Raw genomic sequence first — 15,240 nt, 5'->3', positions numbered from 1 at the left:
TGCCCGGTCCGTGCCCCCGTCCCTCCCGGCGGCCCCCGCGCCCGGTGCGGCGGGGCCCCGGGGCCGGGTCAGCGGCGGTCTATGCGCACCGCCTGCCCCGACAGCTCCGCGTCCAGGGCGGATATGTCGGCCTCGACCATGAGCCGCGCGAGTTCGGGCCACATCACGCGCGGCTTCCAGCCGAGCCGGTCCTGAGCCTTGGCGGCGTCCCCGATGAGCGCGTCCACCTCGCTGGGCCGCTCGTACTTGGGGTCGAACCGCACGTGCTCCTCCCAGTCGAGCCCGCCGGCTCTGAACGCCTCCTGGAGGAAGTCCCGCACGCTGGTGGCGACACCGGTGGCCACCACGTAGTCGTCCGGCGCGTCGGCCTGGAGCATCAGCCACATCGCCTCGACGTACTCGGGCGCGTACCCCCAGTCCCGTACGGCGTCCAGGTTGCCCAGGTAGAGGTGGCGCTGGAGCCCGGCCCGGATGCGGGCCACGGCCCGGGTGATCTTGCGGGTCACGAACGTCTCGCCGCGCCGCGGGGACTCGTGGTTGAAGAGGATGCCGTTGACGGCGAACAGCCCGTACGCCTCGCGGTAGTTGACGGTCGACCAGTAGCCGAAGACCTTCGCACAGCCGTAGGGACTGCGCGGGTGGAAGGGGGTGGCCTCGTTCTGCGGGGGCGGTGCCGCGCCGAACATCTCCGAGGACGACGCCTGGTAGATACGGGTGTCGATGCCGCTGGCCCGGATCGCCTCCAGCAGCCGCACGGTGCCCATGCCGGTGACGTCCCCCGTGTAGAGGGGCGAGTCGAACGAGACCCGGACGTGGGACTGGGCGCCCAGGTTGTAGACCTCGTCCGGACGCAGGTCGCGCAGCAGGTTGACGAGGGCGACCCCGTCCCCCAGGTCGGCGTGGTGCAGGACGAGGGAGCGGCCCTCGTCGTGCGGGTCCTCGTAGAGGTGGTCGATCCGGCCCGTGTTGAAGGACGAGGAGCGGCGGACCAGACCGTGCACCGTGTAGCCCTTCTCCAGCAGCAGCTCGGTCAGATACGAGCCGTCCTGGCCGGTGATGCCGGTGATCAGTGCGCTCTTGCTCATGTGCCGTTCCCGGTGGTGGAAGATGCGGTGGTGAGGGCGGAGCGGGCCGGGGCCGCCGGGGCTCTGACCGGAACGATGCCGTGTGCGCGGGCCCCTTCGGGCTTTTTGTCGGATCTTCCCCCGTGCGGGTGCTTTCGCTGGCAGAATCCGGCAGCATGACGCCGACGCCGCGTACGACGCCCGCGCACCCCCACCCCTCGTCCGCCGGCTCCGGGACGCTGCTGCCGTCCGGCGCCCGCGTCTTCGTCGCCGGCCACCGCGGGCTGGTGGGGTCCGCCGTGGCCCGCCGGCTGGCGGCCGACGGCTACGAGGTGCTCACCCGCGACCGCACCGCGCTCGACCTGCGGGACGCGGACACCACCCGCCGCTGGCTGCGCCGGATACGTCCGGACGCGGTGGTCCTCGCCGCGGCGAAGGTCGGCGGGATCATGGCGAACTCGACCCGGCCGGTGCCGTTCCTGGAGGACAACCTGCGCATCCAGCTCAGCGTCGTCTCCGGCGCCCACGCCGCCGGTGTGCCCCGGCTGCTGTTCCTCGGGTCGTCGTGCATCTACCCCCGGCACGCGCCGCAGCCGATCCCCGAGGAGGCCCTGCTGACCGGCCCGCTGGAGCCGACCAACGAGCCGTACGCCCTCGCGAAGATCGCCGGCATCGCCCAGATCCGCGCCTACCGCGAGCAGTACGGCGCCTCCTACATCTGCGCGATGCCCACCAATCTCTACGGCCCCGGCGACAACTTCGACCTGGAGACCTCGCACGTCCTTCCCGCGCTCGTCCGCCGCCTCCACGAGGCCGCACGGGAGGGCGCCGAGCAGGTGGTGCTGTGGGGCAGCGGTACGCCGCGCCGCGAGTTCCTGCACGTCGACGATCTGGCGCGGGCCTGTGTGCTGCTGCTGCGCGACTACGACGGGCCCATGCCGGTCAACGTCGGCTGCGGCCAGGACCTGACCGTCGCCGAACTGGCCGCCACGGTCGCCGACGTGGTCGGCTACCGGGGCCGCATCGCCTGGGACCCGCAGCGCCCCGACGGCACGCCGCGCAAACTCCTCGACGTCAGCAGGCTGTTCGCGCTCGGGTTCAGGCCGCGCATCCCGCTGCGCGAGGGCATCGCGACCACCTACGCATGGTGGCTGGAGGCGAGCGCACAGCGCACCGCGTGACGGGGCGGGCCGCAGGGGATCCATTCAGTAGGCGCCCCTTCCGTCCACCACGGCCCGCACGGTGCGGGCCAGCAGGTCCAGGTCCGTCGTCAGCGACCAGTTGTCCGTGTAGCCCAGATCCAGCGCCAGGCTCTCGTCCCAGGACAGGTCCGAGCGCCCGCTCACCTGCCACGGCCCCGTCAGCCCCGGTTTGACCAGCAGCCGGCGCCGCGCCGTCGCCCCGTAGGCCGCCACCTCCGCGGGCAGCGGCGGACGCGGGCCCACCAGCGACATCTCGCCGCGCACCACGTTCACCAGCTGCGGCAGCTCGTCCAGCGAGGTGCGCCGCAGCACCCGGCCCACCCGGGTCACCCGCGGATCGGCGCGCATCTTGAACAGCGGCCCGTCCACCTCGTTGACGGCGGCGAGGCGGGGCCGCAGCCGGTCGGCGTCCGTCGTCATCGAGCGGAACTTCCACATGGTGAACGGCACCCCGCGCCGGCCGATCCTGGTCTGCCGGTAGAGCGCCGGCCCCGGTGAGTCGAGCCGGACGGCCAGTGCGACGAGGGCGAACAGCGGGGCGAGCAGCACCAGTCCGAGCGCGGCCCCGACCCGGTCGAGGGCGCCCTTGGCCACCAGTTGCGGGCCGCGCCGCAGCGGCGGCTCCACATGGAGCAGATGGAGCCCCGCGGCGGTGGCGGGCCGCAACCGCCGCAGGGCCACATCGGTGAGCCCCGAGGAGACGACCAGCGGCAGCCCCGCGTCCTGTACCGCCCACACGAGGGTGCGCAGCCGCTCGCCGCACAGCAGGGTGCCCGGCGCCACCAGTACGGTCTCGGCGTGGTGCAGCCGGGCGGCGGTCAGTACCGCCGCCGCGTCCGGGCCGGCGCCGTCCGTGCCGGGACCGGCCGGTGCGGCGGCCAGCTGCCCGGCGTCCGGCACACCGCTGTGCTGGGCGGCGGGGCCGACCAGGACGGCGCCGATGACGACGTAGGGGTGGTCGGTCCGGGTGGCGAGCTGCTCGACCACACGGTCCACCGCCCCGCCCTCACCGACCACCAGGGCCCGCCGTACGGCGTGCGCCTGCCGGCGCTGGGCGGTCAGATGGCGGTGGGTCAGCGCCCGGCACAGCGCCGTCAGCAACGGCGCGGGGACCAGCGCGAGCAGCGCCACGGCGGGCGGCGAGTCCTCCCCGGTCACCACGCGTACGACGGCGAGGACCCCGACGAGCGTCAGCCAGTCGTGGACCGTGGCCAGCAGCCCCCGGGCCTCCCCGAGCCGGCGGGCCCCGTACCGGCGGTGCGCGGCCAGCACCCCCAGCCAGGCCGGACAGACGGTGAGCGTCGCGGCGACGGTGTGCGGCTGCCCGGCCCCGTGGAAGAGCAGCGCGACGGGCAGGGCGCTGCCGAGGGTGTCCACGGCCAGGGCTGCGGGACGGTACCAGCCCGGCTTCTCGCGGGTGCCGCGCGTCCGGGCGGGCACCCCGCCGGTGGTGCGGCCTCTTTCCGGTTCCGGTCCGGCCGGCTCGCCCACCGTGGACACAGACGCGAAGTCGCGCCGCATGAACCCCCCCAGGTACGCGGAACCCCACACAGCGCACGGAACCCTCACCTTTGTGGTGATGCGCCGACAACCACCAGACCTTAAGCCATGTGAGTACACAGCGTGGCCATCCGCTCACTTCCCCGTAAGAAGTGCGGAGAGTGCGGTGGGGGTTGTAGCGCACGACGCGTATATTCCGGGTGATTCGCCACATCACATCCCCGCGCCGCCGGGAACCCGGCCCGGAGCGCTTGACCTTGACGCAGGCGGCAGGGTTCCAGGATGCGGGGCATGACCGAGACGACCTCTCCCTCCACCCCGTCCACGGCCCCTGCCCCCTCCGCCCAGTCCTCCCCGTCCGCCCAGTCCTCCCCGCCTTCCCCGGTACCGTCCGCGGGGGCCCGCACGGTGGTGGTCACCGGCGCCGGCGCCGGCATCGGACGGGCCATCTCACGCGTGTTCGCGTCGCGGGCGCCCATGTGCTCGCGGTGGGACGGCGCGAAGCACCGCTGCGCGAGACCGCCACCCGGCCCGGGACCGGCACCATCACCCCGTTCGCCGCCGACCTCACCGACCCGGACGCACCCCGGCGGATCGTGGCCGCGGCGCTTCGGGCCACCGGCCGCCTCGACGTCCTCGTCAACAACGCGGGCATCGTCACCGGCGAGAGCCTCGGCACATACACCCGCGCGGGCATCGAGACCCAGCTCGCCACCAACCTCGTCGCCCCCGTCCTGCTGACGCAGGCCGCGCTGAAGCCGCTCAAGGAAGCCCCCGAGGGCGGTGTCGTCGTCAACATCACCACCGCCGTCGGCCTGCGGGCCTGGCCCGGCAACTCCCTCTACGCCGGGACGAAGACCGCACTGGAGACCCTCACCCGCGGCTGGGCCGTGGACCTGGCGCCGCACGGCGTCCGTGTCGTGGCCGTCGCCCCGGGGGCCATCGAGACCCCCATCGGTGCACACCGCGGCCTCAGCCCCGAGGAGGATCAGGCCGTCCGGGACTGGCAGATCGCCCACACCCCGCTGCGCCGCAGGGGCACTCCCGAGGAGGTGGCGTGGGCCGTCGCCGGACTGGCCGCGGGCGAGGCGTCGTTCGTCACCGGCGCGGTGCTGCCCGTGGACGGCGGGGCCGTGGTGGCATGACGCCCGTGGTATCTCTCCTCCCGGACTTGTTGTCGCACACGGGGGAGGAGACCGTGCGGATCGGCGAGCTGGCCCGGCGGACGGGCACCACGGCGAGAGCGCTGCGCCACTACGAGCAGGCGGGGCTGCTCACCTCCGAGAGGGCCGCCAACGGCTACCGCGTCCATGACGCGTCCGCCGAAGTGCGGGTGCGCAACATACGGCTGCTGCTGGAGGCGGGGCTGACGCTGGAGGACGTGCGGTTCTTCGCCGGCTGCCTCGACGGCGACATCGCGACGGCACCGCCCTCCCCGCAGGGCCTGCGGATCGCCGAGGAACGCCTCGCGGTGCTGGAGGCCCGCATCGCCGCCCAGACCGAGATCCGCGACCGCCTGCGAGCGGCCCTCCGCCACGCCTCGCGCTCCCGCCCGGCCGCCTGACGGTACTCCGCGCCTCGGCGGGGGCCGCCACCTGGTGGGGCCCCGCCCCGCGCCCGTACGGCCCCCGTTCCTCGTACGGGACGAACCGACGTGCGGGGGTGGGGGCCGGCGTGTGGAGGCCCGGACCGACGTGCGAGGCCCGGACCGAGGTGCGGAGAACCGGGCCGACGTGCGAGGGCGGCGGCCGACGTGCGAAGGCCCGGACCGACGTGCGAAGGTCGGGACCTACACGAGAAGACCCGAAACGACATACGAAGACCCGGACCGACATGCGCAGACCCGGACCGACATACGCAGACCGGGGCCGACATGCGGGGCCGGACACCGTCGTGGTCCGGACCGGCGTGCCGGGGTCCGGGCCGTCGACAGCGGAGATCCGGGCCGGGTGTGCCCGGGGGCCCGGAGCTGACCCCCGTTCAGCTCCGGGCCCGGCCTCATCCCTTGACGCAGACGACCTGCTTGAGCTTGGCGACGACCTCCACCAGGTCGCGCTGCTGGTCGATGACGCGCTCGATCGGCTTGTACGCGCCGGGGATCTCGTCCACCACGCCCGCGTCCTTGCGGCACTCCACGCCCCGCGTCTGCTCCACCAGGTCACGCTCGGAGAAACGCTTCTTCGCCGCGTTCCTGCTCATCCGCCGGCCGGCGCCGTGGGAGGCGGAGTTGAACGACGCCGCGTTCCCCAGCCCCTTGACGATGTAGGAGCCGGTGCCCATCGAGCCGGGGATGATCCCGTACTCGCCGCTGCCCGCCCGGATGGCGCCCTTCCGGGTGACCAGCAGGTCCAGCCCGTCGTACCGCTCCTCGGCCACGTAGTTGTGGTGGCAGGAGATCGTCTCCTCGAAGCGGGGCTTCGCCTTCTTGAACTCCTTGCGCACCACGTCCTTGAGCAGCCCCATCATCAGCGCCCGGTTGTGCTTGGCGTACTCCTGGGCCCAGAACAGGTCGTGCCGGTAGGCGGCCATCTGCGGGGTGTCCGCGACGAAGACGGCCAGATCCCGGTCGACCAGCCCCTGGTTGTGCGGCAGCTTCTGCGCCTGGCCGATGTGGAAGTCCGCCAGCTCCTTGCCGATGTTGCGGGAACCGGAGTGGAGCATCAGCCACACCCGGTCCTCGGTGTCGAGGCAGACCTCGATGAAGTGGTTGCCCCCGCCCAGGGTGCCCATCTGCTTGGTGGCCCGCTCCTGCCGGAACCGTACGGCCTCGGCGACGCCGCCGAACCGCGCCCAGAAGTCGTCCCAGCCCGAGGTCGGCAGCCCGTGCACGTCGCCCGGGTCCACCGGCTCGTCGTGCATGGCGCGGCCGACCGGGATGGCCGACTCGATCCGCGAGCGCAGCCGCGACAGGTCGCCGGGCAGGTCGTTCGCCGTCAGCGAGGTGCGTACCGCGGACATTCCGCAGCCGATGTCCACCCCGACGGCGGCCGGGCAGACGGCACCGTGCATGGCGATCACGGAGCCGACCGTCGCGCCCTTGCCGTAGTGCACGTCGGGCATCACGGCCAGGCCCTTGATCCACGGCAGTGTCGCGACGTTCTGGAGCTGTCGCAGGGCCGCGTCCTCCACGGTCGCCGGGTCGGTCCACATCCGGATCGGCACCCGGGCCCCGGGCATCTCGACGTGACTCATGGCAGGCTCAACTCCCCGTGATTCCCCCGAAGAACAAGACAAAGGACGGGAGGCCGCCCCGAGACCGGGCGGCGTTCCCGTCCCACATTGTGCGCCGCCGCGCGCCCGCGGCGGCAAAGGGTTTTCCTGTTCAGGCGCTCAGCCGGAAACGGCTGCCCAGGTCGCGGAAGACCGCCGTGTTCAGCGCGAAAGCGTGCTTGCATTCCTCGACGACGCGGTGCTTCTCCAGCTCGTCGCAGGGCAGCGCGTCCAGCAGGGCGCGGTATTCGCGCTTGAAGGCGGCCGGGTTGTCGATGGCGTCGAACACGTAGAAGCGGACGCCGTCGCCCTTGCGGGCGAAGCCCCAGGTCTTCTCGGCGGTGCCGCGGATGACCTGGCCGCCGGACAGGTCGCCGAGATAGCGGGTGTAGTGGTGGGCGACGTAGCCGCCGGGCCAGGTGCGGGCGACCTCGGCGATGCGGTCCGCGTAGGCGGCGGTGGCGGGCAGGGGGCGGACCGTGCGGCGCCAGTCGGCGTCGCCGTGGAGGTGGGCCAGGTCCCGCTCCAATGCGGGGAGCCGGAAGAGTTCGCCGCGGACGAAGGGCCCGGCGACCGGGTCGCCGGCCAGGTCGGCGGCGGCGCCCTCCAGCGCGGCGTAGATGAACCAGAGCTGTTCGGTGTAGCGGGTGTACGCCTCCACGCCGAGCCGGCCGCCGAGCATCTCGCTCATGAAGGCGGAGCTCTCGGCCTCGGTGTGCTGGGCGTGCGAGGCGGTGCGGATGAGGGCGGAGAAGGCGGGGGCGGGGTCCGGCGAGGGCGAGGCGGCAGGGGGCACGGCTGTCTCCCGGGGCTGGACGGACGTCGGGCGTACGTGCTCCGACAGGGAGCGATCCTGCTACTTAGGTAAACCTAAGTCAAGGAGTTGCCGACACCCTGTCGGGAAACACGTACCCCTCCGCGGGCCCGCGGAAGCCTCGTCACGGGAGTGTCAGGATGTCCGCTCCCGTCTCGGTGACCACAAGGGTGTGCTCGAACTGTGCGGTGCGCCTGCGGTCCTTCGTGACGACCGTCCAGCCGTCGTCCCACATGTCCCACTCGTGGGTGCCCAGCGTCAGCATCGGCTCGATGGTGAACGTCATGCCGGGCCGCATCACGGTGGTCGCCCGCGGGTCGTCGTAGTGCGGGACGATCAGTCCGGAGTGGAAGGAGGTGTTGATGCCGTGCCCGGTGAAGTCCCGGACGACGCCGTAGCCGAAACGCTTGGCGTACGACTCGATGACGCGGCCGATGACGTTGAGTCGCCGACCCGGCTTGACGGCCTTGATCGCGCGGTTGAGCGCCTCCCGGGTCCGCTCCACCAGCAGCCGTGATTCCTCGTCCACCTCGCCGCACAGATAGGTGGCGTTGTTGTCGCCGTGCACGCCGTCCACGTAGGCGGTGACGTCCAGGTTCACGATGTCGCCGTCGCGCAGCACCGTGGAGTCGGGGATGCCGTGGCAGATGACCTCGTTGACGGAGGTGCACAGCGACTTGGGGAACGACCGGTAGCCGAGCGTGGAAGGGTAGGCGCCGTGGTCGATCATGTACTGGTGCGCCACCTCGTCCAGCTTGTCCGTGGTGACGCCGGGGGCGATGTGCTTGGCCGCCTCCTCCATGGCGCGGGCGGCGATCCGCCCGGCGACGCGCATCTTCTCGATCGTCTCCGCGTCCTGCACCTCGGGCCCGTCGTACGGGGTGGGTGCGGGCTTGCCCACGTACTCGGGACGCGGGATCGAGGCGGGTACGGCACGCGGCGGGGAGAGCTTGCCGGGGACGAGAAGTGACTGGCCAGACATGTCAGCGAGTCTAGACGGGCCTTGCCGCCGCCGTCCGGGCCCGCCCGGACGGCCCCCGGGGTGGTGCGCACCGGGCCCGGTTACGGGATCATGCCCGCATGGCTCTGTTCAAGCGCAAGACCGTCGGCAAGCCAGGTGAGTGGTTCTTCAACGTGGAGACCGGAACGGTCGAGGAGGGCCCGCAGTCGCCGGGGAAGAACCGGATGGGCCCGTATGCCAGCCGTGAGGAGGCCGAGCGCGCGCTCCAGACGGCCCGGGAGCGGACGTCCGAGTGGGAGAGCGACCCCCGCTGGCGCGACGGGTCCCGGGGCTCCGAGAGCTGAGAGACGCCACCGGGGCTCGGACACATGTGAGGACGGGCTCGCCCGGACGGTGCACACCGTCCGGGCGAGCCCGTCCTCGTGTGTGTTCGGTGGCCGCCGCCGCGGCGAGGGCGCTGCCGCCGGGCGCGGCGGGCGTGCGGGCCGGTGCCAGGGGACGGGCGTGGCGGGCGGGTTCGCCGGACAATCGCGCAACTTATGGACACAAGGGGAGAGATGTCCTCGTGCGGGCGATTTGAGGGGGTTTCTCCCCTCTTCGTGGCCGGAATCACAGGCCCGCCGCCGGTATTGACGCGGGAAAAGCCTTTCCGGCCCCAATCCGCTTGCCGGCAAGGCCATTTCGGAAAACTCGGCACTCTGCGCCCTTTCACGCTGAGGAAATGATCCACAGCGCAGCGTCCAAGAATTCGTTGATCAAATACTAGGCTCATTAGTAATTCCCCCGTCTCGCCTTGTCCAAAACGAATTCGCTGTGTTTCCGTGTCCCTCGCTTCCGACACCGACGGCCGTCGGAAGATCCACCGCCGGGGCGCCGAATCCTGCCGCCCGGCCGGTGGACGGCAGACCAGACCACTCATCCGGCAGGAGCGGGGGACCCACTTGTGCCGTGCCGCCACCGTGCGGAACGGCTCGGGGTGAAGCCGGTTCCCTGTGCGAAAGCACGGGGTTCCGGCCGGGCCACTCCAGCCCGAATCCGACAGCTCACCTCGCAGGCGCCAGGAGAGGACCCCCACATGTTCCGTGACCTTCATGGCCGCGTGCGCAACACCTTCCAGTCCCATTCCCGGCGCGTTTCCCGCATTTCCTTGGTGATCGCCGCGGGCGGTGCCGGTATCGCCGCCCCGCTGCTCACCGCGGGCAGCGCGAGCGCGGCGCCGGCCCCCGCCCACGTCCAGGCGCACGCCCCCGCCGCCCAGCAGGTGAAGAGCGAGCAGGAGTCCGGCGCGTCGTCCTACACCGTCGAAGCCGGCGACACCCTGTACCGCATCGCCGTCGACCACGACGTCGAGGGCGGCTGGAAGGGCGTCTACGACGCCAACCGGCAGACCGTGGGCGGCAACCCGAACCTGATCCACCCCGGCCAGCGGCTGACCCTGCCCACCGCCGACGACGCCGACAAGAGCGCCGACGACAGCGCCGACAAGGGTGCCGCCGAGGGCGGCGAGGCCCAGAGCGCCCCCCGCACCACCGCGCAGCAGTCCGGCGTCGTCCACCCCACCCGGTCGGACAACCTCGACGGCTGGATCAACGAGGCGCTGGCCGTCATGAAGCAGCACGGCATCCCCGGCAGCTACGAGGGCATCCACCGCAACATCATCCGGGAGTCGGCCGGTAACCCGAACGCCATCAACAACTGGGACATCAACGCCCAGAACGGCACCCCGTCGATCGGCCTGCTCCAGGTGATCCAGCCGACGTTCGACGCCTACCACGTCCAGGGCACCGCCCAGGACCTGCGCGACCCGGTCGCCAACATCGTCGCCGCCTGCAACTACGCGGCCGACCGCTACGGCTCGATCGACAACGTCAACGGCCCGTACTGACCGGACCGAGGCGCTTGAGCGAGCCTCACGCCCCGACTGCCCGTCACCTCTTCCCCTCGGGTGGCGGGCAGTCGGCGTACCCGCACGGCCCGGTCAGGCCAGCAGCTCCCGGCGCCCGGGCGGCACCGGGCAGGCGAACCCCTCACCCGCCGCCCAGCGCCGCACCTCCGCGACGGCCAGCTCCACCAGCCGGTCCAGCTCGTTGCCCTGCGAGCCGGCCAGATGCGGGGTCAGCAGCACGTTCTCGCACTCCCACAGCGGGTGCCCGGCGGGCAGCACCTCCGGCTCCGTCACATCCAGCACCGCCCGCAGCCGGCCGCTGAGCAGCTCGGCGGTGAGTGCCTCCTGGTCGACGACCGCGCCCCGCGCCGTGTTGATCAAGGTGGCGCCGTCCCGCAGCGCGGCCAGCTGCGGGCGGCCGACCAGCCCGCGGGTGGCGGGCAGCAGCGGCGTGTGGACGCTGACGACGTCGCTCGCCGCGAACACCTCGGTCAGCTCCGCCTTGACGGCGCCCAGCTCGGCCGCCCCGGCCGCGGTCACGTACGGGTCGTAGAGCAGGACGCGCAGCTCGTGCGGGGCCAGCAGCTCCATGACCCGGCGGCCGACGAGCGAGGCACTCAGGATGCCGACCGTACGGCGGTGGTTGCCCAGCGTGCCGTCCGAGGAGACCAGGCCGGCCCTGTCCCGTCGTCGGCGATAGTCGCGGGCCGCCTCCAGCACCCGCTTGTTGGCCAGCAGGATCATCGCCAGGGTGTACTCGGCCACCGGCACGGCGTTGGCGGCGGCGGCCGAGGAGACCTCGATGCCGCGGGCCCAGCACGCTTCGGTGACATGTCCCCGCACGCTGCCCGCCGTGTGCGCCACCGCCCGCAGCCTCGGCGCGTGCGCGAGCGCCGTCGCGTCCAGCGGGGGACAGCCCCACCCGGTGAGCAGCAGCTCCGCCTCGGCCAGCGTCTCGCGTGCCGCCGCCGAGGTGAACTCCGTCAGCAGCCGGGGCCGCAGCAGGACGGACTCCTCCAGCCGGCGTCTGACCGCCGGCTTGACCACCGCGTCCGCCGCCTCCTGGGACATGGCGAGGGCGACAACAGGCCGGGTGTGGGACATACGGCTCCAAGGATCGTCCGGTCGGGTCTTCATTTGACGCTGCCCGCGGTCAGCCCGGACCGCCAGTACCGCTGCAACAGCACGAACGCGGCGACCAGCGGCAGCACGGCCAGCAGCGAGCCGGCGATCACGACGGGGTAGTAGTCGGGCGTGACCACGGCGGCGCTGTTCCACACGTACAGGCCGAGGCTGACGGGGAAGAGCGACTGGTCCGAGAGCATCACCATCGGCAGGAAGAAGTTGTTCCAGATCGCGGTGAGCTGGAAGAGGAAGACCGTCACCAGCCCCGGCCCCAGCATCCGCAGCGCCACCCGGAAGAAGGAGGCCAGCTCTCCCGCGCCGTCCACCCGCGCGGCCTCCAGCACCTCGTCCGGCACGTACCCCTGGCTGAAGACCCGCCCCAGGTACACCCCGAAGGGGTTGAAGAGCACGGGGACGAACACCGACCAGAAGGTGTTGACCACACCGATGCCGGAGGCCATCAGGTACAGCGGCAGCGCCAGTACCGTCGGCGGCACCATCACCCCGGCCAGCACCAGGGAGAACAGCTTCTCCTTGGCGCGGAAGCGGTACTTGTCGAAGGCGTACCCGCACGCCACGCTGATCAGCGAACCGAGGGCGGCGCCACCGACCGCGTACAGCAGGCTGTTGAGGTACCAGCGGGCGAAGACGCCGTCCTCCATGTCCAGGAGCGCCCTGATGTTCGCGGCGAAGGAGAAGTCGCCCGGGGACAGCAGGTCGCTGCTGAAGAGCGCGTCGCGGTCCTTGGCGGCGGCCAGCAGCAGCCACAGCACCGGCAGCAGCGTGTAGAGGACGGACAGCCACACCACCGCGTTCACGGCCGTCCTGCCCAGCAGCCGGGGCCGGGCGGCCCGCGGGGAGACCGGGTCGCTCATCGGGGACCTCCCTCGCCGGTCCGTCCGGGCCCGCCCGGCCTGGCGCCCCGGGTGCTCCACCGGCCCACCGCGTAGGAGAGGGCCACGGTGACGGCCAGCAGGACGACGGAAGCGGCGGCGGCCAGACCGTAGTTGTTGCGGGTGAAGGCGGCGTCGTAGATGTACATGTTCGGCGTCCAGCGGGCCCCCACCACCGGACTGGCCTGGCTGAGCAGCATGGGCTCGGTGAACAGCTGGAGCGACCAGATCAGCGTGAAGAGCACCACCATCACGGCGGAACCGCGCACCAGCGGCACCTTGACGAGCAGCGCCGTGCGCACCGGGCCGGCGCCGTCCACCAGCGCCGCCTCCGTCACCTCGCGCGGCACGGCCTGGAGCGCGGCGTAGAAGATGACGACGTTGTAGCCCAGGTTGCTCCACAGCGCGATGTTGACGACGGACGGCAGCACGGTGTCCACCCCGAGCAGGTCCACCCGGACACCGGCCGAGTCCAGCAGGCCGATCACCGGGCTCAGCCCCGGCGTGTACAGGTACAGCCAGATGACGGCGGCGATGATGCCGGGCACCGCGTGCGGCAGGAACAGCGCCAACTGCGCCGTACGCCGCAGCCGGGCCGCCCCCGAGTCCAGCAGCAGCGCCAGGGCGAGCGAGAGGACCACCATGAGCGGGAGGTGGACCAGGCAGTAGAGGGCGGTGGTGCCCAGACCGCGGAGGAAGGTCGGGTCGGTGAGCACCGCGCGGTAGCTGCGCAGCCCGGTGAAGACGGTGCGTTCCGGGCCGAAGCCGAGCTCGGGCTGGTCGTCGCCGAAGAAGCTCAGCCAGACGGCGACGCCCACCGGCAGCAGGAAGACGAGGACCAGCAGCAGGAAGAACGGCGTCATCAAGGCGGCGCACGCCGCCCCCGCCCCCCGCCGCGCGGACCGCCGGGTGCGCGCCCGGGACCGGCGGGCGCCCTGCTCGGCGGGCCCGGCCGCCGCGTCCGGGCCCCGGCCCACCCCGGCCGGGACGGGGCTGGGTGCGGTGCTCACCGCACCACCCGGCGCGCGTCGAGGCCGAGGGCCTCCAGGTCCGGCATCGTCGCGCGTTCCCCCTCGCGCAGCGCGGTCCACACGGTGCCGTCACCGTCCCCGGCGCGGGCCAGCCCGTCCTGGACGGTCCGCAAAGTGGCCGTCATCCGCGGCCCCCACGTCCAGCGCCGCGAGATGAGCCCCGCCTCCCGCCGGAAGAGGGCGTAGATGTCCTGGCCCGCGAAGTAGCGGGTGTCCATGGCCTTGCGGGCGACCGGCACCAGATCCGTGACGGCCGGGTACTGGCTGCTGACACCGCTGGAGAGCCGCGCCCGCAGCGAGTCGGGGCTGGAGACCTGCCACTCGATGAAGTCCATGGCCGCCCGCGGATGCGCGCTGTCCTTGGTGACGGCGAACGTGGAGCCGCCCATGACCCCCAGCCGGGGACGGTGCGGGTCCCACTGGGGGAGCGGCGCCACGCCCCACTTGCCGTGCTGGCCGGGCTGGGCGGCCATCATCCCGCCCGCGTCCCAGGCGGCCGTCAGTTTGCCGAAGACCTCACCCCGGCCGATCTGCGCCGACCCCGCCTGGGTGTCCACGGGGTTGAGGAAGACCAGGCCGCGGTCGATCAGCCGCTGCCAGTAGGCGGCGACCTTGCGGGTGGGCCGGTCCGTCATGGAGACCGACCAGGTGCCGCCCGCCGTGTCGAACCAGCGGGCCCCCGCCTGCCAGGCCAGCCCCGCCAGATGGTGGCCGCCGTCGGTGGGGAACGTCGCGATACGGGAGCCGGGGGCGGCCCGCCTGACCTCGCGGGCCGCCCGCTCGAACTGGGCCCAGGTGCGGGGCACCGCGATGTGGTGCGCCGCGAACAGGTCACGGCGGTAGAGGAAGACCATCGGCTCCACGTCCAGCGGCACGCTGAAGGTGCGGCCCTCGAACGTGGTCAGGGCCAGCGCCTGCGGCAGCAGCCGGGCACGCAGCCGCTCGCCGAGCAGCGGGGTGAGGTCGCGGGCCACGCCGTCGATGGCGAAGCCGGGTACCTGCGGGTACTCGATGGTGGCGACGTCCGGCGCGTTGCCGGCGCGGGCGGCGTTGCTCAGCTTCGCGTACCCGCCCTGCTGGCCGGAGGGCACCTGCTCGAAGTCGACGTGGACGCGGCGTTGGCTCCTGTTGTACGCGTCCACCACCTGCTGACTGCCCCGCAGCGCGGACCAGAAGGTGATGCGGACCCGGCCCTCTCCGGCCCGCGCGGTGCCGGCCCCGCCGCCGGCGCAGGCGGTGGCCAGCAGCAGCGGGAGGAGGGCCAGTACGGCGATCAGGGGACGGGGACAAGGACGAGGACGGGGACGGTGACGGTGACGGCGGGGACGGGTGCGGGGGGTGCGGCCGGTTCGTGCGGCGTCATCGGCGGGGCCCGGCCGCCGCGGTGCGCGTCGTCGGTGCACGGGGGATGCCTCCTTCGGGAGAGGAGGGGAACACCCGCATCCTGAGCGCCCGACCGGAAGAGGTCAATGGAACGATCAGAGGAAAGTGAAACGCTCAAACGATCGAGTGTGGACGGGTGTTGACCGGACCGGCGCCACGCCGCAGGGGCCCC

13 protein-coding genes, 1 pseudogene and 1 riboswitch are annotated in these 15,240 nt (G+C 72.5%); of the genes and pseudogenes, 5 read left to right on the top strand and 9 right to left on the bottom strand.

What is annotated here, in order from left to right; all coding sequences use genetic code 11:
• Positions 1 to 68: 68 nt before the first annotated feature.
• Entirely contained in the window at positions 69 to 1,085 is a 1,017-nt protein-coding gene (gmd, locus tag IO40_RS0104910) for a GDP-mannose 4,6-dehydratase (RefSeq protein ID WP_016468668.1), read from the bottom strand.
• A 155-nt stretch (positions 1,086 to 1,240) separates the two neighbouring features.
• On the opposite strand from gmd, the gene IO40_RS0104905 reads away from it, so the two are divergent.
• Positions 1,241 to 2,245, top strand: a complete 1,005-nt coding sequence (locus IO40_RS0104905; RefSeq protein ID WP_031174927.1) for a GDP-L-fucose synthase family protein — start codon at positions 1,241 to 1,243, stop codon at positions 2,243 to 2,245.
• A 24-nt stretch (positions 2,246 to 2,269) separates the two neighbouring features.
• Here the strand turns inward: IO40_RS0104905 and IO40_RS0104900 are convergent, their stop codons facing one another.
• A complete protein-coding gene (locus IO40_RS0104900) occupies positions 2,270 to 3,787 on the bottom strand; it encodes a sugar transferase (RefSeq protein WP_078659794.1) in 1,518 nt (505 codons plus the stop codon).
• A 387-nt stretch (positions 3,788 to 4,174) separates the two neighbouring features.
• Here IO40_RS0104900 and IO40_RS33130 point away from each other — a divergent pair.
• A pseudogene (locus tag IO40_RS33130) lies at positions 4,175 to 4,911 on the top strand (SDR family NAD(P)-dependent oxidoreductase).
• 53 nt (positions 4,912 to 4,964) lie between these two features.
• Entirely contained in the window at positions 4,965 to 5,330 is a 366-nt protein-coding gene (locus IO40_RS0104890) for a MerR family transcriptional regulator (protein ID WP_031174926.1), read from the top strand.
• Between the two features lie 434 nt (positions 5,331 to 5,764).
• Here IO40_RS0104890 and IO40_RS0104885 read toward each other — a convergent pair whose 3' ends face one another.
• From IO40_RS0104885 to map, 3 genes are all read right to left on the bottom strand, one after another.
• Positions 5,765 to 6,958 carry an RtcB family protein gene (locus tag IO40_RS0104885; RefSeq protein WP_016468663.1) on the bottom strand — a complete coding sequence of 398 codons (1,194 nt, stop codon included), beginning with the start codon at positions 6,956 to 6,958 and terminating at the stop codon, positions 5,765 to 5,767.
• Positions 6,959 to 7,088: 130 nt separating this feature from the next.
• Positions 7,089 to 7,772: a biliverdin-producing heme oxygenase gene (locus tag IO40_RS0104880; protein WP_016468662.1), complete on the bottom strand. Its 684-nt coding sequence runs from the start codon at positions 7,770 to 7,772 to the stop codon at positions 7,089 to 7,091.
• A 142-nt stretch (positions 7,773 to 7,914) separates the two neighbouring features.
• Positions 7,915 to 8,772, bottom strand: a complete 858-nt coding sequence (gene map, locus IO40_RS0104875) for a type I methionyl aminopeptidase (RefSeq protein WP_016468661.1) — start codon at positions 8,770 to 8,772, stop codon at positions 7,915 to 7,917.
• A 98-nt stretch (positions 8,773 to 8,870) separates the two neighbouring features.
• Here map and IO40_RS0104870 point away from each other — a divergent pair, with 98 nt between their 5' ends.
• Together IO40_RS0104870 and IO40_RS0104865 are read left to right on the top strand one after the other, a co-directional pair.
• Positions 8,871 to 9,095, top strand: coding sequence for a hypothetical protein (locus IO40_RS0104870; RefSeq protein ID WP_016468660.1), 225 nt, complete (start codon positions 8,871 to 8,873; stop codon positions 9,093 to 9,095).
• 558 nt (positions 9,096 to 9,653) lie between these two features.
• A riboswitch (cyclic di-AMP (ydaO/yuaA leader) is annotated at positions 9,654 to 9,822 on the top strand.
• Positions 9,823 to 9,826: 4 nt separating this feature from the next.
• On the top strand, positions 9,827 to 10,636 hold the full coding sequence (locus IO40_RS0104865; protein ID WP_016468659.1) for a LysM peptidoglycan-binding domain-containing protein: 810 nt from the start codon (positions 9,827 to 9,829) through the stop codon (positions 10,634 to 10,636).
• 93 nt (positions 10,637 to 10,729) lie between these two features.
• Here IO40_RS0104865 and IO40_RS0104860 read toward each other — a convergent pair whose 3' ends face one another.
• From IO40_RS0104860 to IO40_RS0104845, 4 genes are read right to left on the bottom strand one after another with little or no spacing between them, the layout of a single operon-like run.
• Positions 10,730 to 11,740 (bottom strand): hydroxyacid dehydrogenase, encoded by a 1,011-nt coding sequence (locus IO40_RS0104860; protein ID WP_016468658.1) that lies wholly within the window; start codon positions 11,738 to 11,740, stop codon positions 10,730 to 10,732.
• Positions 11,741 to 11,769: 29 nt separating this feature from the next.
• On the bottom strand, positions 11,770 to 12,636 hold the full coding sequence (locus IO40_RS0104855) for a carbohydrate ABC transporter permease (protein ID WP_016468657.1): 867 nt from the start codon (positions 12,634 to 12,636) through the stop codon (positions 11,770 to 11,772).
• Entirely contained in the window at positions 12,633 to 13,664 is a 1,032-nt protein-coding gene (locus tag IO40_RS0104850) for a carbohydrate ABC transporter permease (RefSeq protein WP_016468656.1), read from the bottom strand. Before IO40_RS0104850 ends, IO40_RS0104855 begins: the two co-directional genes overlap by 4 nt.
• Complete coding sequence (locus IO40_RS0104845) at positions 13,661 to 15,088, bottom strand: ABC transporter substrate-binding protein (RefSeq protein WP_106967457.1); 1,428 nt, start codon at positions 15,086 to 15,088, stop codon at positions 13,661 to 13,663. The genes IO40_RS0104850 and IO40_RS0104845 overlap by 4 nt, the downstream gene beginning before the upstream one ends.
• Positions 15,089 to 15,240 lie beyond the last annotated feature (152 nt).

Source organism: Streptomyces albus subsp. albus (assembly GCF_000725885.1).
Taxonomy (GTDB): Bacteria; Actinomycetota; Actinomycetes; order Streptomycetales; family Streptomycetaceae; genus Streptomyces; species Streptomyces albus.
The sequence above is the reverse complement of the archived record's forward strand: the minus strand, read 5'-3'. Positions and strand labels throughout refer to the sequence as shown.

What these genes read in the sequence shown, in the direction of transcription:
- IO40_RS0104900 (WP_078659794.1), bottom strand. Translation starts at nt 3,787, where the DNA reads ATGCGGCGCGACTTCGCGTCTGTGTCCACGGTGGGCGAGCCGGCCGGA.
- IO40_RS0104885 (WP_016468663.1), bottom strand. Translation starts at nt 6,958, where the DNA reads ATGAGTCACGTCGAGATGCCCGGGGCCCGGGTGCCGATCCGGATGTGG.
- map (WP_016468661.1), bottom strand. Translation starts at nt 8,772, where the DNA reads ATGTCTGGCCAGTCACTTCTCGTCCCCGGCAAGCTCTCCCCGCCGCGT.
- gmd (WP_016468668.1), bottom strand. Translation starts at nt 1,085, where the DNA reads ATGAGCAAGAGCGCACTGATCACCGGCATCACCGGCCAGGACGGCTCG.
- IO40_RS0104865 (WP_016468659.1), top strand. Translation starts at nt 9,827, where the DNA reads ATGTTCCGTGACCTTCATGGCCGCGTGCGCAACACCTTCCAGTCCCAT.
- IO40_RS0104870 (WP_016468660.1), top strand. Translation starts at nt 8,871, where the DNA reads ATGGCTCTGTTCAAGCGCAAGACCGTCGGCAAGCCAGGTGAGTGGTTC.
- IO40_RS0104860 (WP_016468658.1), bottom strand. Translation starts at nt 11,740, where the DNA reads ATGTCCCACACCCGGCCTGTTGTCGCCCTCGCCATGTCCCAGGAGGCG.
- IO40_RS0104855 (WP_016468657.1), bottom strand. Translation starts at nt 12,636, where the DNA reads ATGAGCGACCCGGTCTCCCCGCGGGCCGCCCGGCCCCGGCTGCTGGGC.
- IO40_RS0104905 (WP_031174927.1), top strand. Translation starts at nt 1,241, where the DNA reads ATGACGCCGACGCCGCGTACGACGCCCGCGCACCCCCACCCCTCGTCC.